The organism is Achromobacter sp. HZ34 (genome assembly GCF_002209485.1).
GTDB lineage: Bacteria > Pseudomonadota > Gammaproteobacteria > Burkholderiales > Burkholderiaceae_B > Bordetella_C.
In genome coordinates this window covers 1,366,999-1,386,525 of sequence record NZ_NJIX01000001.1, presented here as the reverse complement: position 1 = coordinate 1,386,525, position 19,527 = coordinate 1,366,999, and the positions used below count along the sequence as shown (strand labels likewise).

At 64.3% G+C, this 19,527-nt stretch carries 14 protein-coding genes; 13 read left to right on the top strand and 1 reads right to left on the bottom strand.

Annotated features, from left to right (window positions below; genetic code table 11):
• The first annotated feature begins 46 nt into the window (after window positions 1-46).
• From CEY05_RS05880 to CEY05_RS05840, 9 genes are all read left to right on the top strand, one after another.
• Window positions 47-283: a hypothetical protein gene (locus tag CEY05_RS05880; protein ID WP_088596487.1), complete on the top strand. Its 237-nt coding sequence runs from the start codon at window positions 47-49 to the stop codon at window positions 281-283.
• A gap of 278 nt (window positions 284-561) precedes the next feature.
• On the top strand, window positions 562-885 hold the full coding sequence (locus CEY05_RS05875) for a DUF4148 domain-containing protein (protein ID WP_088596486.1): 324 nt from the start codon (window positions 562-564) through the stop codon (window positions 883-885).
• 197 nt (window positions 886-1,082) lie between these two features.
• Window positions 1,083-3,587: a DNA internalization-related competence protein ComEC/Rec2 gene (locus CEY05_RS05870; protein WP_233161372.1), complete on the top strand. Its 2,505-nt coding sequence runs from the start codon at window positions 1,083-1,085 to the stop codon at window positions 3,585-3,587.
• 173 nt (window positions 3,588-3,760) lie between these two features.
• Window positions 3,761-4,696 carry an alpha/beta fold hydrolase gene (locus tag CEY05_RS05865; protein ID WP_088596485.1) on the top strand — a complete coding sequence of 312 codons (936 nt, stop codon included), beginning with the start codon at window positions 3,761-3,763 and terminating at the stop codon, window positions 4,694-4,696.
• A 64-nt stretch (window positions 4,697-4,760) separates the two neighbouring features.
• The gene (locus CEY05_RS05860) at window positions 4,761-5,609 is read left to right on the top strand and encodes a 3',5'-nucleoside bisphosphate phosphatase (protein ID WP_088596484.1); all 849 of its coding nucleotides are present in this window, start codon (window positions 4,761-4,763) and stop codon (window positions 5,607-5,609) included.
• 13 nt (window positions 5,610-5,622) lie between these two features.
• Complete coding sequence (greB, locus tag CEY05_RS05855) at window positions 5,623-6,171, top strand: transcription elongation factor GreB (protein ID WP_088596483.1); 549 nt, start codon at window positions 5,623-5,625, stop codon at window positions 6,169-6,171.
• Between the two features lie 119 nt (window positions 6,172-6,290).
• Window positions 6,291-10,328 (top strand): phosphoribosylformylglycinamidine synthase, encoded by a 4,038-nt coding sequence (gene purL / locus CEY05_RS05850; RefSeq protein WP_088596482.1) that lies wholly within the window; start codon window positions 6,291-6,293, stop codon window positions 10,326-10,328.
• A gap of 41 nt (window positions 10,329-10,369) precedes the next feature.
• On the top strand, window positions 10,370-11,842 hold the full coding sequence (locus tag CEY05_RS05845; RefSeq protein ID WP_088596481.1) for a M20 family metallopeptidase: 1,473 nt from the start codon (window positions 10,370-10,372) through the stop codon (window positions 11,840-11,842).
• Window positions 11,842-12,459, top strand: coding sequence for a DUF1415 domain-containing protein (locus tag CEY05_RS05840; RefSeq protein WP_088596480.1), 618 nt, complete (start codon window positions 11,842-11,844; stop codon window positions 12,457-12,459). The genes CEY05_RS05845 and CEY05_RS05840 overlap by 1 nt, the downstream gene beginning before the upstream one ends.
• A gap of 57 nt (window positions 12,460-12,516) precedes the next feature.
• Here the strand turns inward: CEY05_RS05840 and CEY05_RS05835 are convergent, their stop codons facing one another.
• The gene (locus tag CEY05_RS05835) at window positions 12,517-13,365 is read right to left on the bottom strand and encodes an SAM-dependent methyltransferase (RefSeq protein ID WP_088596479.1); all 849 of its coding nucleotides are present in this window, start codon (window positions 13,363-13,365) and stop codon (window positions 12,517-12,519) included.
• A 271-nt stretch (window positions 13,366-13,636) separates the two neighbouring features.
• Here CEY05_RS05835 and fusA point away from each other — a divergent pair, with 271 nt between their 5' ends.
• From fusA to CEY05_RS05815, 4 genes are all read left to right on the top strand, one after another.
• Window positions 13,637-15,745 (top strand): elongation factor G, encoded by a 2,109-nt coding sequence (gene fusA, locus CEY05_RS05830; protein ID WP_088596478.1) that lies wholly within the window; start codon window positions 13,637-13,639, stop codon window positions 15,743-15,745.
• Between the two features lie 204 nt (window positions 15,746-15,949).
• On the top strand, window positions 15,950-16,978 hold the full coding sequence (locus CEY05_RS05825; protein WP_088596477.1) for a tripartite tricarboxylate transporter substrate binding protein: 1,029 nt from the start codon (window positions 15,950-15,952) through the stop codon (window positions 16,976-16,978).
• Between the two features lie 161 nt (window positions 16,979-17,139).
• Window positions 17,140-18,135 carry a tripartite tricarboxylate transporter substrate binding protein gene (locus CEY05_RS05820; RefSeq protein WP_158219262.1) on the top strand — a complete coding sequence of 332 codons (996 nt, stop codon included), beginning with the start codon at window positions 17,140-17,142 and terminating at the stop codon, window positions 18,133-18,135.
• Window positions 18,136-18,294: 159 nt separating this feature from the next.
• Window positions 18,295-19,218 carry a tripartite tricarboxylate transporter substrate binding protein gene (locus CEY05_RS05815; protein ID WP_158219261.1) on the top strand — a complete coding sequence of 308 codons (924 nt, stop codon included), beginning with the start codon at window positions 18,295-18,297 and terminating at the stop codon, window positions 19,216-19,218.
• Window positions 19,219-19,527: the final 309 nt, after the last annotated feature.

Below are 19,527 nucleotides of genomic sequence, written 5' to 3'. Positions count from 1 at the left end.
TAAACCCGGCTTTACGGACCAGCTTTACGGACCAGGAGAGACTGCCATGAAGAAGACCCTCGCTACCTCGTTGATTCTTTCGTTTGCCTTGATCGGCGCCGCAGCCCAAGCCACACCGCGCGGCGATACCGATAATGAGCCGTTCCAGGGCACACAGCAATCCGATTACCGCTCGGATCAAGCTTCCCCCCAAGCTTTGAACGACGTCCAACAATTGCCGCAGGACCAGATCAGCCAGACGGCGATGGGCGATACCGACAACGCGCCTTTCCAAGGCAGCTGATCGAACTTTCCCAATAAGCCCGCACGAACGAAGTGCAGGCAGCAGGACCCCCACCGGGCGTGATTGCGGCCCCGTCAATTCTGGACGGGGCCGCTTTTATTTGGAGTGTTCTGGGCCTTTGTCATCAATTGGTAGTGAATATGGAATAGTGATTTCGACATATCAGGGTTTATCCCTAGGTTGTTGCGGAGCAGAATTCAGTCCATCGGGAACAGCAACAGACCTCACGGAATTACCCGGCCAGGTCTGCTCCCAACGTCAAGGACTGGAGAACTGCCATGAAGACCATCGCTACCTCGCTGATTATTTCGTTTGCCCTGATCGGTGCCGCTCAAGCCGGTACCCCCCGTGGTGACATCGACAACGTGCCTTTCCAAGGTACCTACGGCCAAGCCGATAGTTCGACCAGCCGCGCGCAGATTCAGGCTGAACTGCAACAAGCCAAGAATGAAGGCCTGGTCGCCTTCGGTGACGTGGATAACGTCCCGTTCGCTGCCCAAGCCGAGTCGAGCCTGACGCGTGCCCAGGTTGCCGACGAAGTTGCGAAGACGCCCGGCGCTACCGCCTTCGGCGATCTGAACAACGTGCCTTTCCAAGGCTGATCGACCCCCACCGCCTTGGTGCCCCCTCAGCAAGGCGGTCCCCAGCGAGAGGTGGGGTGCAACAGGAAGTCCTCTCGATGAAGTGGATCGGCCCCGTTTTTACGGGGCCGATTTTTTTTGGCGCCGTTGCCGATTTGTCGCGCCGCGCATTGCGCCATCGCATGCTTCGCTAGCATCGAGATATTTGGGGATGGCGCATGCGGGTACGCGCGGCGTTGCTTACCTGGGTGTTCGCAATCGCGGGGGTACAGACTTTCGCGGCCTTGCCTGGCGGCATGACGCGCTGCGCCTTGGCGGTGACCGCGTTGGGGTTGGTCGCTTGTGGCCATGTCGGATGCCGGTGGCGCCCAGGAGCGCTACCGTTCGCCTACTGCCTGGCGGCCGCCTGCGCCGGGATCGCGTATGCCTCGGAGCGCGCCGCCTGGCGCATCGCCCATGCCTTGCCGCCGATCCATGACAACGAAGTGGCGCGGGTCACGCTGCGCATTACGGGTCTGCCGGTGCAGCAGGACGGCCACGCGCGCTTCGATGCCGAGGTGCTGGCAGCGGTGCCAGGTCCGCTACCAGCAAAGATACAGGTCGACTGGTGGGCGCAGGGATATGGTGCCGTCCTGCCCACGCTGGCGCCGGGGCAGGTGTGGCAGACCGCGCTGTTGCTACGGCGTCCGCACGCCGCACTCAATCCCTACGCCGCGGATGCCTCGGCGCGTTTGTTCCATGCTGGTGTACGCGCCTTGGGGACGGTGCGAGGCAAGCCCAGGCGTCTGATGGAAGCTGCCGCGACCGCCTTGCCTTTCTGGTCGGTAGTCCGCGTGCATCAGGCGCGGCATGCGCTGCGCCAGCGCCTGGCGCAAACCTTGGGTGCCTTGCCCTATGGTGGCGTGGTGATCGCCCTGGCCCTGGGCGATCAGACGGCGATCGACAGGGAGGATTGGACCGTCTTCAACGCCACCGGGGTGACGCACCTGGTGTCCATCAGCGGCTTGCATGTCAGCCTGGTGGCGGGATTGGCTGGCCTGGGTGGGGCGTGGTGCTGGCGTCGGCTGCGTTGGCGTGGCCTGGGAGCGGCCGAATGGGTGCCCGCGCAGATCGCGGGTGGTGTCGCGGCGCTGGCCGTGGCCGCGGTGTATTGCGCCATGGCGGGTTGGGGGCTGCCTGCACAGCGGACGTTTTTCATGCTGGCGGTGGCGGTCGTGGCCTGGCTGCTGCGCCTGCCGCTGTCTCCAGGGCGGGTGCTGGTACTGGCGGCCGCGGTGGTCACGCTGATCGATCCCTGGGCGCCGCTGGCGGCGGGGTTCTGGCTGTCTTTCGGTGCCGTGGCGGTGCTGATGGCTTGCAGCGCGGGCGTGTTGCGGCGGCCGGCGGCGCGCGCGGTGCCTTTGCCTGGTGGAATCCTGCACGGTGCGCTGCGCCGGTACGGCGCGCGGTTCCTGGCTGGCTCACGCTTGCAGCTGACCATCAATATTGCCTTGGCGCCGGTGCTGGCCGTGCTGACGCAGCAGCTGTCCCTGGCGGCCCCGCTGGCCAACGCCTTCGCGATTCCGGCCATCAGCCTGCTGGCCACGCCTCTGGCTTTGCTGGCAGCGGCCATGCACGCGATGCCAGGGCTTGGCGCAGCGCGGGACGTTGCGTACTGGGTGGCATGGGCCGCGCACGCCGTCATCGAATGGACCATGGCGCCGCTGGCATGGTTGGCGGCGCAAGACTGGGCAGTGCAACCCCTGGCGGCGCCGCCGTCCGGGCTGGTGCTTCTGGCATGCGCGGGTACCGCCTGGGCCTTGATGGCACCAGGCTGGCCGGCGCGGCGTTGGGGCTGGCTGCTGCTTCTGCCGGCCCTGGCCTGGCGGCCGGATCGTCCTGCGCCGGGCGCCTGGAGCATGACGGTGCTGGACGTCGGGCAGGGCGGCGCGGCGGTGTTGCGTACCGCCCGGCACACCTTGCTGTTCGACACCGGGCCGTCGTCTCGCAGCGGCAGCGATGCGGGCGCGCGGGTGGTCTGGCCGTATCTGCGGGCCGAAGGGATGACGCATATCGACACCCTGGTGGTGTCGCATGGGGACCTGGACCACGCTGGCGGTATTCGTGGCGTGCTGCAAGGCGTGGCGGCAGGCACCAGCTACGCCTCGTTCAACTTGCCCGCGCGGGTGCGGACGGCGGAGGCGGATGCGGACCGAGCCGTGGCAAGGCTGGGGACCTTCCAGCGTTGCCAGTCGGGGCAGGCGTGGACGGTGGACGGCGTGCGCTTCGATTTCCTGCATCCGGCGGCGTCTCGGCCTGCCGGTGGCAATGGCGCGCAAGGGGCCGGCCGAGCCGGCCGTAGCAACGACAACGGCTGTGTGCTGCGGGTACGGGGGCGATATCACAGTGTCCTGCTGCCGGGTGATATCGGCGTGAACCAGGAAGATGCGCTGGCGTCCAGGCTGGGGCGCGTCGACGTGGTGCTGGCGCCGCATCACGGTTCCGCCACATCGTCCGGGGATGCCTTGGTGCAGGCCGCCGACGCCACGCATCTCATCGTCCAGGCGGGATACCGGAATCGCTTCGGCCATCCCGCCGGGCGGGTGTTGCGGCGCTGGCAGCGCGCCGGGGCCGAGATCTGGCGGACCGACCTGGATGGCGCGGTCCTGGTCGACTCGAACGCGGCGGGCCTGCGCTTGCGGGCCCTGGGTGAGGAACGCGCACGCTACTGGCATGGTCAGTGAGGGAGGGCCGCCGTTGGAATCGAGCTGGGCGGACAGGCATACGCCGATTCACAGTCATGGACCGCCAGTATGGGCATCGCGGTCATGAGTTTCGCTGCGGTCCTGGCATAAGATAGGGCAGCGTGGCGCGGTGCGTAGTGCATGCGCCCATGTCCCTTTGCAAGGAGTGCCAGATGTCGTCTCCCCGTCTCGATTTTGTCACCTGCGCCAGCCCGACCGGCACGCATCGCATGGCCTATTGGGAGTGGGGCGATCCGGACAACGACAAGATCCTGCTCTGCGTCCATGGCCTGACCCGCACCGGCCGGGATTTCGATACGCTGGCACGGCGCATGGCGGGCGAGTATCGCGTGATCTGCCCGGACGTGGTCGGCCGCGGCGCCTCGGACTGGCTGGTCAATCCGGCGTTCTACACCGTGCCTCAATATGTGGCGGACATGATCACCTTGCTGGCGCGGCTGCAACCGGCCACCCTGCATTGGGTCGGCACTTCCATGGGGGGCATCATCGGCATGGCGCTGGGCGGATCGGCCATCCTGTCCGAGCGCATGCGCTCGGCCGGCGTGGGGCGTCCCCAGGGTGGCCCGGTCTTGCCGCGCAACGGCTGGTACATCGGCAAGATGGTGATCAACGACGTTGGCCCGCACCTGGCGCCGCAGGCCATTGCACGCATCGGCGAGTACGTCGGATCGCCGATCGAACTGGCGGATTTCGACGCCGCGGTGGCGTACGTGCGCGAGGTGTCCGGCTCATTCGGTCCGCATACCGATGCGCAGTGGCGCGAACTGGCGGAGCATGTCTTCGTCGAGCGCAATGGCGGCTGGGGCAAGCACTACGACGTGAAGATCGCTGTCCCCTTCGCGGTGCGGGACGAGGCGGCGGTGGAAGCCGGCGAGCAGTTCCTGTGGCAAGCTTTCGAAGCGCTCGATTGCCCGCTGCTGGTCCTGCGGGGCGAGCAATCCGATCTGCTGACGCCGGCGACCCTGGCGGATATGTGCCGGCGCAATCCTCGCGCACACGCCCTCGAAGTCCCTGGCGTCGGCCATGCGCCCACGCTGATGGACGACAGCCAGATCACCCCGGTGGCCCATTTCCTGCTGGAAGGCTGAGGCATCCCCGGATAGCGGCGCCAGAAGTGACGGCGCCGAGGCCAAAGCCGCCTACAATGCCCCTATGACCAAGACCCGCTACTCCAACGTCGATCTGCACTGCCATTCCCGCGTCTCCGACGGCGTCCTGTCGCCGCGCGACGTGGCCGCGCGCGCCTATGCCAATGGCGTGGACATGTGGGCATTGACCGACCACGACGAGGTGGGGGGCCTGGCCGAGGCCGGCGCTTCCGCGGCGGAGCTGGGTTTACGCTTCATCACCGGGGTGGAAATCTCCGTTACCTGGGCGGCCCAGACCGTGCACATCGTCGGCCTGGGCTTCGACGCCACCAACACCGATCTGGTGGAAGGCTTGCGCGCCACCCGGGCTGGCCGCGCCGACCGCGCCCGCAAGATCGGCGAACGCCTGGCGGACATGGGCATGCCGGGTGCTTTTGAAGGCGCCTTGCCGTTTGCCCGCAATCCCGAACTGATCAGCCGCACCCATTTCGCCCGCTATCTGGTCGAGGCGGGTTACTGCCCGGATGTGCAGACCGTCTTCAATAAATACCTGGGCGATGACTGCGCCGGGCAGGTTGCCATCCAGTGGGCGACCCTGGCCGAGGCGGTGGGCTGGATCCGTGGCGCGGGCGGACGTGCGGTCATCGCGCATCCGGGCCGATACAAATACAGCCCGCTGCAGTTCGATGCCTTGTTCGATGAGTTCCTGGCCCTGGGCGGCGAGGGCATCGAGGTGAATACGGGCAGCCACACCGCCGAGGAAGCGCGCCGTTACGCTGAAGTGGCGCGCCAGCGTGGCTTCCTGGCATCCTGCGGGTCGGATTTCCACAGCCCGCAGGAAAGCCGGCTGGATCTGGGGCAGTTACCGCCGCTGCCGCCGGACTTGCGCACGGTCTGGCACGACTGGCAATGAGGGTGGTGCCGCGATGAACAAGGCTTTCGTGAAAGAGTCCGAACAGGACGACGACGAGGATATCCCGCAAGCGCAGGCCTTGCCGCCGGGTACGCGCAACTACATCACGCCCACGGGCTATGCCCGTCTGCGCGACGAACTGGCCCACCTGATGACGGTCGAGCGCCCCTCCGTGGTGCAGGTGGTGTCCTGGGCGGCGTCCAATGGCGACCGCTCGGAAAACGGCGATTACCTGTACGGCAAGAAGCGCCTGCGCGAAATCGACCGCCGCATGCGCTTCCTGACCCGTCGCCTGGATATCGCCGAGGTGGTCGATCCGGCCACCCAACCCAATCGCGACCAGGTCTTTTTCGGCGCCACGGTGCTGTACCTGGACAAAGCTGGTGACGAGCACGAGGTAGCCATCGTCGGCGTGGACGAGGCCGAGCCGCTGGCGGGCAAGATCAGCTGGATCTCCCCGGTGGCCCGCGCCCTGATCAAGGCGCGCGAGGGCGATGCCGTCACCCTGCGCACCCCGGGCGGGGTGGAAACGCTGGAAATCCTGGAAGTGCGGTATCCCTGAGGCGCCTGGGCGCCGGGAATGAAGGGAAGGGATGACGGAATAATCCACATGGGCCGGAGCCGGCGCCAGGAGCGGTTAAAATCCCGCTTTGCTCCTTTTTCCCTACGGCGCCGCTCATCGTGTCCATCGTCCAGTATCTGCCCGGTTCATCCGTCCTGTCGTCTTTTCGCCGCGAGCGGCTGCTTGCGCAGCTGAAGCAGGCCGGCCTGCCGGTCGCCGATGTCTCCGCCCGCTACGAACACTTCGTCAACTGCGATGTCCCCTTGTCGGCGGATGAGCAGAAACGCCTGGCGGAGCTGCTGGAATACGGCGATCCCTACGAGATCGCCGACAATCCCAAGGCCTTGGCCCTGCGCGTGATCCCGCGCCTGGGCACGATTTCGCCCTGGGCCAGCAAGGCCACGGATATCGCCCACAATTGCGGCCTGGCCTCGGTACGCCGCATCGAGCGTGGCGTGCGCTACCTGCTGGTGCCCGAACGCGGTCTGCTGGGCAGCAAGTCCTTCGACGCCGACATGCTGAGCCGTGCCGCCGCGCTGGTGCATGACCGCATGACCGAAACCGTGGTCGATGCCGGTTTCGACGGCCAGGCCCTGTTCGCGCCGCTGGACGGCCGTCCCATGCGTACCGTGCCCGTACTGGCGCAAGGCGTCGCTGCTCTGGTCGAGGCCAACACCACCCTGGGCCTGGCGCTGTCGGAAGACGAGATCGAGTACCTGGCCGAAGCCTTCGGCAAGCTGGAACGCGATCCCACCGACGTCGAACTGATGATGTTCGCCCAGGCCAACAGCGAACACTGCCGCCACAAGATTTTCAACGCGCAATGGACCATCGATGGCCAGGCGCAGCCGAACACGCTGTTCGGCATGATCCGCGCCACCCATGCAGCGCAGCCCGAAGGCACCGTGGTGGCCTATTCGGACAACGCCGCCATCATGGAAGGCGGCGTGGCCCAGCGCTTCCACGCTGGCCTGGCCGGGCAGGGCGACGAGGCGCTGGTGTACAAGCGCCGTGAGACCACCGTCCACACCTTGATGAAGGTGGAGACCCACAATCACCCGACCGCCATCGCGCCTTTCCCCGGCGCGTCCACGGGCGCCGGCGGCGAAATCCGCGACGAAGGCGCCACGGGCCGCGGCTCCAAGCCCAAGGCCGGCCTGACGGGTTTCACCGTATCCCATTTGCGTTTCGACGACGCCCTGCAGCCTTGGGAAGCCGACCATCACGGCCTGCCGGACCGCATCGCTTCGCCCCTGTCCATCATGATCGACGGCCCCATCGGCGGCGCCGCCTTCAACAACGAATTCGGCCGTCCCAACCTGCTGGGCTATTTCCGCAGCTATGAACAGACGGCGGGCGGCACGCGTTGGGGTTACCACAAGCCCATCATGATCGCGGGCGGCCTGGGCAGCATCGATGCCGGCCTGACGCATAAAGACATCATCCCGCCCGGCGCCTTGCTGATTCAGCTGGGTGGCCCCGGCTTGCGCATCGGCATGGGCGGCGGCGCCGCATCCAGCATGAGCGTGGGCAGCAACAGCGCCGACCTGGACTTCGATTCGGTCCAGCGCGGCAACCCGGAAATCGAGCGGCGCGCGCAGGAAGTCATCGACCGCTGCTGGCAGCAGGGCGCCGCCAATCCCATCATCGCCATCCATGACGTCGGTGCGGGCGGCTTGTCCAATGCCTTCCCGGAACTGGTCAACGACGCTGGCCGTGGCGCCACCTTCGACCTGGCGCGGGTGCAGCTGGAAGAGTCGGGCATGTCGCCGGCGGAAATCTGGAGCAACGAGTCGCAGGAGCGCTATGTACTGGCCATCCTGCCGCAAGACCTGGATCGCTTCGACGAGATCGCCCGGCGCGAACGCTGCCCTTACGCCGTGATCGGCGTGGCCACGGAAGAACGCGAACTGCGCGTGGTACAGGGCGAAGGCCTGCCGGGGCTGGATCCGGCGGGCGTGGCCGCGGGCCCCGTGCGTCCGGTGGACGTGCCCATCGACGTCATCCTGGGCAAGCCGCCGCGCATGGCGCGGGATGTCCAGCGTCTGCCGGCGATTGCCGAGCCGCTGGACCTGGCGGGCATTGACCTGACCGAGGCCGCCTATCGCGTGTTGCGCCATCCGACCGTGGCCAACAAGACCTTCCTGATCACCATCGGCGACCGCACCGTGGGCGGCCTGACCGCGCGCGACCAGATGGTCGGTCCGTGGCAGGTCCCGGTTGCCGACGTCGCCGTCACGCTGGCTGACTATGAAGGCTTCCGCGGCGAAGCCATGGCCATGGGTGAACGCACGCCGCTGGCGGTGCTCAATGCGCCGGCATCGGGCCGCATGGCTGTCGCTGAAGCGCTGACCAACCTGGCCGCCGCCGACGTGGCGCTGGTCGAACATATCAAGCTGTCGGCCAACTGGATGGCCGCTTGCGGCGTGCCCGGCCAGGACGCCGCGTTATATGACACGGTGTCGGCAGTGAGCGAGCTGTGCCAGACCGTCGGACTGTCGATTCCCGTGGGCAAGGATTCCCTGTCCATGAAAACCGCCTGGAGCGAGAACGGTGAGTCGCGCCAGGTGGTGGCGCCCGTGTCGCTGGTGGTGACGGCCTTCGCGCCGGTCAAGGATGCCCGCAACACGTTGACGCCGCAGCTGCGCGCCGACGCCGGCGATAGCGTGCTGATCCTGGTCGACCTGGGTCGCGGCCTGCATCGCATGGGCGGGTCCATCCTGGCGCAGGTCTACAACCAGGTGGGCGACAGCGTGCCCGATATCGACGTGCCGCAAGACCTGCGCGCGTTCTTCATCACGATGCGTACGCTGGCCGAGGCCGGCACGCTGCTGTCCTATCACGACCGTTCGGACGGCGGCTTGTTCGCCACCCTGTGCGAAATGGCCTTTGCCGGCCGCACCGGGGTGTCCGTCAACCTGGACATGCTGACCATCGACGAGAATTCGGCCGATTGGGGCGACTACAAGATTCGTCCGGAGCAGGTCAAGGTGCAGCGCGACGAGCTGACCTTGAAAGCCCTGTTCTCGGAAGAGGCGGGTGCCGTGATCCAGGTGCCGGCGGCGCAACGCGATGCCGTCATGCAAGTGCTGCGCGGCGCGGGCCTGTCCAAGTTCTCGCATGTCATCGGTGGCCTCAATGGCGGCGATGAAATCGAGTTCTATCGCGACGGCCGCAAGATCTGGGGCCAGCCGCGCGTGGACCTGGCGCGCGCCTGGAGCGAGACCAGCCAGCGCATCATGGCGCTGCGCGACAATCCGGACTGCGCGCAGGCGGAATTCGACACCTGGCTCGACACCGCCAATCCCGGCCTGACCCCGCGCGTGAATTTCAATCCGCAGGAAGACGTGGCGGCGCCTTACATCGCCACCGGCAAGCGTCCGCGCGTGGCCATCCTGCGCGAGCAGGGCTGCAACAGCCATGTGGAAATGGCCTGGGCCTTCGATACCGCCGGTTTCGAGGCCGTGGACGTGCACATGACCGACCTGCTGGCCGGCCGCGTTGACCTGGCCACCGTCAACGGCATGGTCGCCGTGGGCGGTTTCAGTTATGGCGACGTGCTGGGCGCCGGCGAAGGCTGGGCCCGCACCATCCGCTTCAACAATCGCCTGTCCGACCAGTTCGCCGCCTTCTTCGGCCGCCAGGACACCTTCGGCCTGGGCGTGTGCAACGGCGCGCAGATGTTCGGCGCGCTGGCCCCCATCATCCCCGGCGCCCAAGCCTGGCCGCGCTTCACGCGCAACCAGTCGCAGAAGTTCGAAGCGCGCCTGTCGATGCTGGAAATCGCCGAGTCGCCCTCCATCTTCTTCGCGGGCATGGCGGGCAGCCATATTCCCGTGGCCGTCTCGCACGGCGAAGGCTACGCCAATTTCTCGCAGCAAGGCGATGCGGGCAAGGTGGCAGGCGCGGCTTACTACGTCGACAACTACGGCAATCGCACTGAAACCTATCCCTACAACCCCAACGGCAGCCCGACCGGCCTGGCCGCGGTGACCACGGCCGATGGCCGTTTCATGGCCATCATGCCCCACCCGGAGCGCGTGTCGCGCAACGTCATGATGTCGTGGGCGCCGGAAAGCTGGGGCGACAGGGATTCCGGCGGGGCGTTCAGCCCGTGGATGCGCGCCTTCCGCAATGCGCGGGTATGGCTCAAGTGATTTGGCTCAAATAAATACGGATTAAATGAAGGATCGTCATCATGAATGCTCGTGTGCCTGATTCCGCGCTGTCCGGTCCCCTCGATCCGCAGGCCCTGCAGGCCTACGTCGACGAAAAGTGGGATAAGGAGATCATCCCGGCGCTGACCGACTACATCGCCATTCCCGCCAAGAGCCCGGCGTTCGACGCCGACTGGGAAAAGAACGCCTACATCGAGCGCGTGGTGCGTGACGCCGCGCAATGGGTGGAGGCGCAGAAAGTGGCCGGCCTGAAGCTGGAAGTGGTGCGCCTGCCGGGCCGCACGCCGGTGATCTTCTTCGAGGCCCCGGCCACCCGCGCCGACAACGGCGACACCGTGCTGCTGTACGGCCACCTGGACAAGCAGCCGGAGTTCTCCGGCTGGCGCAACGACCTGGGGCCGTGGACGCCCAAGTACGAGAACGGCAAGCTGTATGGCCGTGGCGGCGCCGATGACGGCTATGCCATCTATGCGTCGCTGACGGCCATCATGGCGCTGGACAAGCAGGGCATACCGCGCCCGCGCTGCGTGGGCATCGTCGAGACCTGTGAGGAATCGGGCAGCTACGACCTGCTGCCTTATGTCGACGCGTTGCGCGAGCGCCTGGGCAACGTCGCCCTGGTGGTCTGCCTGGACTCGGGCGCCGGCAACTATGACCAGCTCTGGATGACGACGTCCTTGCGCGGCATGGTGTCCGGCACGCTGGAAGTCCAGGTGCTGGACGAAGGCGTGCACTCGGGTGATTCCAGCGGCGTCGTGCCGTCCAGCTTCCGCATCTTGCGCCACTTGCTGGATCGCCTGGAAGACAGCGGTACGGGCCGCCTGCTGCCGCAGAGCTTCCATTGCGAAATCCCCGGCGAGCGCATCGAGCAGGTTCATGCGACGGCGAAGATCCTCGGTGACGAGGTATGGCGCCGTTTCCCCTGGAGCTGCGGCGCCGATGGCGGTTTCGTCCTGCCCATGACGACGGAGCCCGAACAGGCCCTGCTCAATCGCACCTGGCGGCCGACTCTGTCGGTGACGGGGGCCGATGGCCTGCCGCCTTTGTCCAACGCCGGCAATGTCCTGCGTCCGCGTACCGCTTTCAAGCTGTCGCTGCGCCTGCCGCCGCTGGTCGATGCCGTGGCCGCCGCGCAGGAGTTGAAGAGCCTGCTGGAAGCCGACGCGCCTTATAACGCCAAGGTCACCTTCAATCCGAACGCGGGCGCCTCCACGGGCTGGAATGCACCGGCATCGCAGGCCTGGCTGACGCAGGCGCTGGACGCTGCTTCGCGGCAGTACTACGACGCGCCCTGTGGGTACATCGGGCAGGGCGGCACCATTCCCCTGATGAATACCTTGCAGCAGGGCTTCCCCAAGGCGCAGTTCATGGTGTGCGGCGTGCTGGGACCGAAGTCGAATGCACACGGCCCCAATGAATTCCTGCACGTGCCCTACGGCAAGAAGCTGACCGCGGCCGTGGCGCAGACCATGGCAGCGCTGCCGGTGGCGTGATGGAACCTGGCAACGAAGACGGGGTGGTCGAGACCGTCGTGCTCGACGCCCGCCACCTGGCGGGGAATCATCCCGATATCGCGGAAGTGGCGCGGGTGACGCAGCATTGGCTGACGCGCGCGGTCATCGGCTTGAATCTGTGTCCGTTTGCCAAGCGGGTGCACGTGAAGCGGCAGATCCGCTACGTGGTCAGCGCGGCCACGGAAGCGGCCGACATTGCCGCCGAGCTGGAATCCGAGCTGCAATTGCTGGCGGACACCGACGCGCAGGACATCGATACGACGATGGTGATCCTGCCGGACGGTATGGTGGATTTCTACGAATTCAACGATTTCCTGGATACGGCCGACCGCTTGCTGAAGCGCTTGCGCCTGCGCGGCGTGCTGCAGGTCGCCAGCTTCCATCCGGACTACCAGTTCGCGGACACGCAGCCCGACGATATCGAGAACTACACCAACCGGGCGCCGTTTCCCATCCTGCATCTGCTGCGCGAAGACAGCATCGAGGAAGTGCTGGAAACCTATCCTGACCCGGACGACATCTACGAAAAGAACCAGGAAACGATGCGGCGGCTGGGTCTGGAAGGCTGGCGCAAGTTGATGCGGGAAGGGAATTGAGGGGCGCTTTCCAGGCCATGCCATGGCTTATTCCGGCCATGGCAGGTTGGTCCCATCTCAGGCCGCGGCGTCCAGCGCTTCCGGCGCGAAGAATCGGTCACGCAATTCCTTCAAACCGATCCGGTCCAGCATTTCGTTGAGCCGCTCGGCCGCGCGCCGCTGCGGCTGGTTCTTGTACTGGGCGATGATCAGTTCGTTCTTCATCGAATGCTCCCAGCCCACCAGTTCGGTGACGCTGACCTGGTAGCCGTGCGCTTCCAGTTGCAGGCAGCGCAACACATTGGTCACCTGGCTGCCGAATTCCCGCGTGTGCAGGGGATGGCGCCAGATTTCCGAGAGCGGGTCCTTTTTGGTTTCGCCTTTGTGCTTGCGCAGGACGCTGGCCACTTCGGCCTGGCAGCAGGGCACCACTACGATATAGCGGGCATGCTTCTTCAGGGCAAAGCGCAGGGCGTCGTCCGTGGCGGTGTCGCAGGCATGCAAGGCGGTGACCACGTCGACTTGGGCAGGCAGCTTGTCGGAGACGATGGATTCGGCCACTGACAGGTTGACGAAGGACATGCCCTTGCCGAAGCCCAGGCGGGTCGCCAGTTCCTGGGAACGCTGCACCAGTTCTTCACGGGTCTCGATGCCATAGATGTGCGAGGCGTCGTGCAGCGTCTTGAAGAACAGGTCGTAAAGGATGAACCCCAGATATGACTTGCCGGCGCCATGGTCGACCAGGGTGATGTCGCGTTCTTCCTGCTTGAGCGTCTGGAGCAGGGGCTCGATGAACTGGAACAGATGGTAGACCTGCTTCAGCTTGCGCCGGCTGTCCTGGTTCAATTTGCCGTCGCGCGTCAGGATGTGGAGTTCCTTGAGCAGTTCGACGGACTGGCCGGGGCGGATATCGTGATTCTTTGACATGGAAACAGCGGAGGCCGCGAAGGCAGGCGGCAGAGATGGATTTGCGCCATTTTAGCCGCCCCCCCTAATAACACCTTGGTTAATGGGGTCATATGCTTGAAATTCCCCGTTTCGCCCTCATTTTTTTGACCTGCGCAGGCTGACCCTACCGGTCGGCCGCGGGGGCGCCCCAGGCGCTCTTGCGTTTCGCCCCATGCAGGGTGAAGATAGCGCCAGCCCCGGCCGGCCCACTGGCCATGGCCGGGCAAGTCCATCCGTTGGAGAAACCACCGTGACCCGCAAGACCCGTATCGAGAACTACCGCAACATCGGCATCAGCGCGCATATCGACGCTGGCAAGACCACGACGACCGAGCGCATTCTGTTCTACACCGGGGTGAATCACAAGATAGGTGAGGTTCACGACGGCGCCGCGACCATGGACTGGATGGAGCAGGAGCAGGAACGCGGTATCACCATTACGTCGGCCGCCACCACCGCCTTCTGGAAGGGCATGGCCGGCAATTATCCCGAGCACCGCATCAATATCATCGACACCCCGGGGCACGTCGACTTCACCATTGAAGTCGAGCGCTCCATGCGGGTGCTGGATGGCGCGTGCATGGTTTACGACTCGGTCGGCGGTGTGCAGCCGCAGTCGGAAACCGTCTGGCGCCAGGCCAACAAATACAAAGTGCCGCGTATCGCGTTCGTCAACAAGATGGATCGCGTCGGTGCGGACTTTTTCCGCGTGCAACGCCAGATCGGCGAGCGCCTGAAAGGCGTCGCGGTGCCGATCCAGATTCCCGTGGGCGCGGAAGACCATTTCGAAGGTGTGGTCGACCTGGTGAAGATGCGTGCCATCGTCTGGGACGATGCCACGCAAGGCGTCAAGTTCCAGTATGAAGAGATTCCGGAGAACCTGAAGGCCACCGCGCAGGAATGGCACGACAAGATGGTGGAAGCGGCCGCCGAGGGCAGCGAGGAACTGCTGGAGAAGTACCTGGGCGGCGCGACGCTGACCGAGGACGAGATCAAGCAGGGCCTGCGCGCGCGCACCATCAAGAACGAAATCGTGCCGATGCTGTGCGGCAGCGCGTTCAAGAACAAGGGCGTGCAGGCGATGCTGGATGCCGTGATCGATTATCTGCCGTCGCCGGTGGACGTGCCTGCTATCGCGGGGCATGACGTCAATGACAAGGAAATCGAACGACATCCGGCCGATGACGAGAAGTTCTCGGCGCTGGCTTTCAAGATCATGACCGACCCCTTCGTCGGCCAGTTGGTGTTCTTCCGCGCGTATTCGGGCGTGATCAAGTCCGGCGACACGGTGCTGATTCCTGGCAAGGGCAAGAAAGAGCGCCTGGGCCGGATTCTGCAGATGCATGCCAACGAGCGTAAGGAAATCAAGGAAGTCTACGCGGGCGATATCGCGGCCGCGGTGGGGCTGAAGGACGTGACGACGGGCGATACCTTGTCGGACCCGACCAGCGTGATCATCCTGGAAAAAATGGTGTTCCCGGAGCCGGTGATTTCGCAGGCGGTGGAACCCAAGACCCAGGCCGATCAGGAGAAGATGGGCATTGCCCTGAATCGCCTGGCGCAGGAGGATCCGTCCTTCCGCGTGCACACGGACGAAGAATCCGGCCAGACCATCATCTCGGGCATGGGTGAGTTGCACCTGGAGATCCTGGTCGATCGCATGAAGCGCGAGTTCGGCGTGGAAGCCACAGTGGGCAAGCCGCAGGTGGCGTATCGCGAGACGGTGCGGGGCACCGCGTCCGATGTCGAAGGCAAGTTCGTCAAGCAGTCCGGCGGGCGTGGCCAGTATGGCCATGCGGTGATTACCCTGGAGCCGCAAGCGCCGGGCAAGGGCTTTGAGTTCGTCGACGCCATCAAGGGCGGTGTGATTCCCCGTGAATTCATTCCTGCCGTCGAGAAAGGTATTGTCGATACCTTGAAGGCGGGGATATTGGCGGGGTATCCGGTGGTGGACGTCAAGGTGACGCTGACCTTCGGTTCGTACCACGATGTCGACTCGAACGAAAACGCGTTCCGCATGGCCGGCTCGATGGCGTTCAAGGAAGCCATGCGTCGCGCCAAGCCGGTGCTGCTGGAACCGATGATGCATGTCGAGGTGGAAACGCCCGAGGACTTCATGGGTAATGTGATGGGCGATCTTTCGTCGCGGCGGGGGATGGTGCAGGGGATGGACGACATCGCCGGTGGTGGCGGCAAGCTGGTGCGTGCCGAGGTTCCGCTGTCCGAGATGTTCGGCTATTCCACGTCGCTGCGGTCCCTGACGCAGGGGCGCGCGACCTACACCATGGAGTTCAAGCATTACGCTGAAGTGCCCAAGCAGATCGCCGACCAGGTCATGGCGGAGAAGACTGCCCGCTGATTTGGCGATGCTCGCGTAGATTGCTCGTATAGGTAGTGCCCGGACCGCCGGCGCGTCATGCGCCGGCGGTTTTTATTTAGGGAGTTGTCGGAACCTTAGCGATTCATGCCATTACATAGCGAATAGTGATCGCGCGCATGGCGCGCGTTTTATTTGCGTGTTGGACACGGCCTTGCTGCCGTGTCGGCCCCAAGGAGATCAGGGATGGCATTTTTCGGTAAAACAGGATTTTTCATCGGGGTAGGGGGATTGATTCCTACCCTGTTGCTCGCTTCAGGCTTGGCTACGGGTTCAGTCTTCGACCTGCCTTCTGGTGCAGGTGATGAGGTGTACCCCACGCGTCCGATCACGCTCGTTACCGGGTTCTCCGCTGGCGATGGCCCCGACATGGTCGTTCGCCATCTTGCCGATGTCTTGTCGCAAGAGCTGGGGCAGCCCGTGATCGTGAGTAATCGGCCGGGCAGCGCGGGTAACGTCGCTGCCGCGGCCGTGGCGATTGCCGATCCTGACGGGTATACGGTCAATCTTGCCGTGCGGCCTTCGGCGCCGAACAGGGCGATGCTGGATTCCATCCCGATTGGCTACTCACGCAACCTGGAGCCTGTCGGCATGATTGCGCATCTGCCTTATGTCCTGGTCATGGGCAAGCATGTCGCGGCAGAGACATTGCACGACGCGGTCGCGTTGGCGCGGGAGAAGCCTGGCGTATTCACCTGCGCTTCGGCCGGACCTGGATCGACGGCTCATGTCTTGTGTGAAACCCTGGGAGAAAAGGCCGGCTTGTCCTGGGAACACATCGCGTACGACGGTGCCACGCCTGCGGTCACGGAGGTTATCGGCGGCGAAGCGGACTTTGCCATCGTCACTGTCGCGGCAGCGTTGCGCTTCATCAAGTGGGACCTGGTGCGTCCTCTGGCGGTGTTTGCGGTTGACAGGGTGGCGGCGATTCCGTCGGTGCCGGCCATCGAGGAATATGGATATGGCGATGTGAGGGCGCAAGGCTGGTACGCCATCGCCGCGCCGGCAGGCACGCCTGCCTATGCGGTGGCGCGCTTGAACCGTGCCATCAATGCGATGCATTCCAAGGAGAGGCTGCGGGAGAAGCTGGTCAAGCTTGGGTATGTGCTGCCGGCAGCGGAGCGCAATTCGCCGGAGGAAGCGGGGATTTTCCTCGCCGAGGATGCCGAACGATGGACTCGGGTTGTGGAGCAACGGGGGATGGAGGGGCTTTGATAGGGGAGGCGTTTTCCACCGCTGCGACGGCGAACCAACTGTTATGCGATCAGTTTTTTGAGTGAGTGGCGGAACCAGCCTGCGTGATGGCCCTACTCAGCAATAGCTGTCGCGCGCTGCAGGATTCTTGTTTTCGACGATCTATACAGAGGAGATCGAAGATGGGCCTTTGCAGAAATGGACTTGGTTTGTTGATCGTGGCGGGGTGCGGATTTCCCGCGCTTGGGGCGGTATCGGATGCGGAGATCGAGGTGTATCCGAAGCGTCCTATAACGTGGGTGGTCGGTGCGGCGCCCGGCGACGCCGCGGATGTCGTAGCCCGTCTGCTGACTACTTTGATGGCACGGGAGTTAGGGCAGGAAATCATCATCGCCAATAGGCCGGGCGCCACCGGAAACGTGGGTGCCGCTTCAGTGGCAAAGGTGGCGCCCGATGGATATACCGTGTACATGGCAATGAGACCGGTGGCACTTCACAAGGTAATGTTCCGGCAAATCAAATACGACTTTGCGAAGGACTTCGTTCCAGTTGGAATGATCGCCAGGATTCCCTTCGTTCTGGTTGCCGGCAATCACGTGGGCGTAACAACGTTGCCGGAGGCGATTGGGAAGGCCAGAGCAACTCCTGGGAAGTACACCTGTGCGTCTGGAGGGCTGGGATCGACCAGTCATCTAATATGCGAGGCATTGAAGGATCAGGCGAGCTTGCCTTGGGCTCACATCCCATACTCCGGTAGTGTCGCCTCACTTATTGATATGTTGGGTGGTCGCACGGATTTTGCGTTGGCTACGGTCACCGCGGCCTTGCCTCTCATCACGTCGGGAAGGATTCGCGCTTTGGCGGTGTTCTCGGATGGCCGGGTCCCCGCGATTCCCGATGTTCCCGATATCAAGGAATTTGGATTCTCAGACATGAGCGCGCACGGTTGGTGCGCCCTCGTAGCGCCAACCGGTACGCCGTCACATGCGATAGCGCGACTCAATAAATCGCTCAATACAGCGCTCTCCAACGATAGCGTCCGCAAGAAGTTCGCGGATCTCGGCTATATCCAGCCGAGTCCCGTGAACACGCCCGACATGCTGGAGACATTCCTGGTTGCAGACACAGAGATTTGGACCAGGGTGCTGGAGCAGACGCAGATACGAGGGCTTCAGTAGCAGGGAACCCGCGTGCACTGCGTTCCACTTAGCAATAGCCGTCGCACGCTGCAGGATTCTTGTTTTCGATGATCGTGGTAAAGGAGATCGAAGATGGGCCTTTGCAGGAATGGACTTGGTTTGTTGATCGTGGCGGGGACTACGCTCCCGATGCCTGCGATGTCATCCGATATGGTCGTTGAAGTGTATCCAAATCGCCCTATAAAGTTGGTGGTGGGATTTCCACCGGGAGGTGGTGCTGACGTTGTTGCGCGTCACATCGCCATGTATATGACGGAGGACTTGGGCCAGAAGGTCATCATCGACAATCGCCCTGGCGCGCTGGGGAATATTGCCGCGGCCGCGGTGGCCAGGTCCGATGCGGATGGCTATACGGTTTACCTCGCCGTAAGGCCCGTAGCGCTCCACAAGGCGATGTACAGCAATGTCGATTACGACTTCGCCGAGGACCTGGTTCCGGTCGGGATGGTGGTCCGGGTTCCTTATGTCCTGGTCATGGGGAAACATGTCGCCGCGACGACGCTGCAGGATGCGCTGATGCTGGCGCGCGGCCGGCCGGGCGCGTACACCTGTGCGTCGCCAGGGCCGAGTTCGACGAATCATTTCTTGTGCGAGGATTTGCAGAAGAAGGCAGCGGTGACATTGGCACACGTCCCGTACAACGGAGAAATTCCCGCGCTGGTAGATGTGATTGGTGGTCGGGCGGACTTTGCCGTTACTTCAGTTGTGGCGGCATTGCCGTACATCGCGTCCGACTCTGTTCGGGCCATGGCAGTGTTTGCGGATACCAGGGTTTCCGCAGTTGCGTCCGTTCCCCATATGAAGGAACTTGGCTACGGCGACGCGCAGGCGCAGGGGTGGTGCGCGATCATGGCACCGACCGGCACTCCCGCGCACGCAATCTCACGTTTGAACCAATCCATCAACGCGGCGCTTACCAACGCCGTTGTGCGTAAGAAGCTTGTCCAGCTTGGCTACGTCCTGCCGGCGGCGCACAACACCCCCGAAGTGCTGGAAACCTTCCTGATCGAAGACACGGAGAAATGGACTGAGATCTTGCAGCAGCGGCGGACGCCGGACTGATGTCCTGCAGCGCGGCGCGGCCGGGAAACAGGACGACCGGCACGGCAGGTGCCGGCGTTTTTGCTCGCGTCCCGGCGCTGCCGGAAATATCGGCGCCGTTGTGGCGAAGGCAGAGCCGGATAAGTACACCTGTGGATCCTGCGGTCTAGGGTCGAGCCATCATTTCATCTGCGAGGCATTGAAGGAAAAGGCCGGGCTGCCTTGGACGCATGTTTCCTGTTCCAGTGCTACCGCGGTATTGGCGGACGTGTCGGCAGGCCGCGGGGAATACGCCGGACGCGCCGGAGGCGTTCATGATTGAAACTACAG

What these genes read in the sequence shown, in the direction of transcription:
- CEY05_RS05870 (WP_233161372.1), top strand. Translation starts at nt 1,083, where the DNA reads ATGCGGGTACGCGCGGCGTTGCTTACCTGGGTGTTCGCAATCGCGGGG.
- CEY05_RS05860 (WP_088596484.1), top strand. Translation starts at nt 4,761, where the DNA reads ATGACCAAGACCCGCTACTCCAACGTCGATCTGCACTGCCATTCCCGC.
- CEY05_RS05815 (WP_158219261.1), top strand. Translation starts at nt 18,295, where the DNA reads ATGTCATCCGATATGGTCGTTGAAGTGTATCCAAATCGCCCTATAAAG.
- CEY05_RS05840 (WP_088596480.1), top strand. Translation starts at nt 11,842, where the DNA reads ATGGAACCTGGCAACGAAGACGGGGTGGTCGAGACCGTCGTGCTCGAC.
- CEY05_RS05875 (WP_088596486.1), top strand. Translation starts at nt 562, where the DNA reads ATGAAGACCATCGCTACCTCGCTGATTATTTCGTTTGCCCTGATCGGT.
- greB (WP_088596483.1), top strand. Translation starts at nt 5,623, where the DNA reads ATGAACAAGGCTTTCGTGAAAGAGTCCGAACAGGACGACGACGAGGAT.
- CEY05_RS05820 (WP_158219262.1), top strand. Translation starts at nt 17,140, where the DNA reads ATGGGCCTTTGCAGAAATGGACTTGGTTTGTTGATCGTGGCGGGGTGC.
- CEY05_RS05880 (WP_088596487.1), top strand. Translation starts at nt 47, where the DNA reads ATGAAGAAGACCCTCGCTACCTCGTTGATTCTTTCGTTTGCCTTGATC.
- CEY05_RS05825 (WP_088596477.1), top strand. Translation starts at nt 15,950, where the DNA reads ATGGCATTTTTCGGTAAAACAGGATTTTTCATCGGGGTAGGGGGATTG.
- CEY05_RS05835 (WP_088596479.1), bottom strand. Translation starts at nt 13,365, where the DNA reads ATGTCAAAGAATCACGATATCCGCCCCGGCCAGTCCGTCGAACTGCTC.
- CEY05_RS05865 (WP_088596485.1), top strand. Translation starts at nt 3,761, where the DNA reads ATGTCGTCTCCCCGTCTCGATTTTGTCACCTGCGCCAGCCCGACCGGC.
- CEY05_RS05845 (WP_088596481.1), top strand. Translation starts at nt 10,370, where the DNA reads ATGAATGCTCGTGTGCCTGATTCCGCGCTGTCCGGTCCCCTCGATCCG.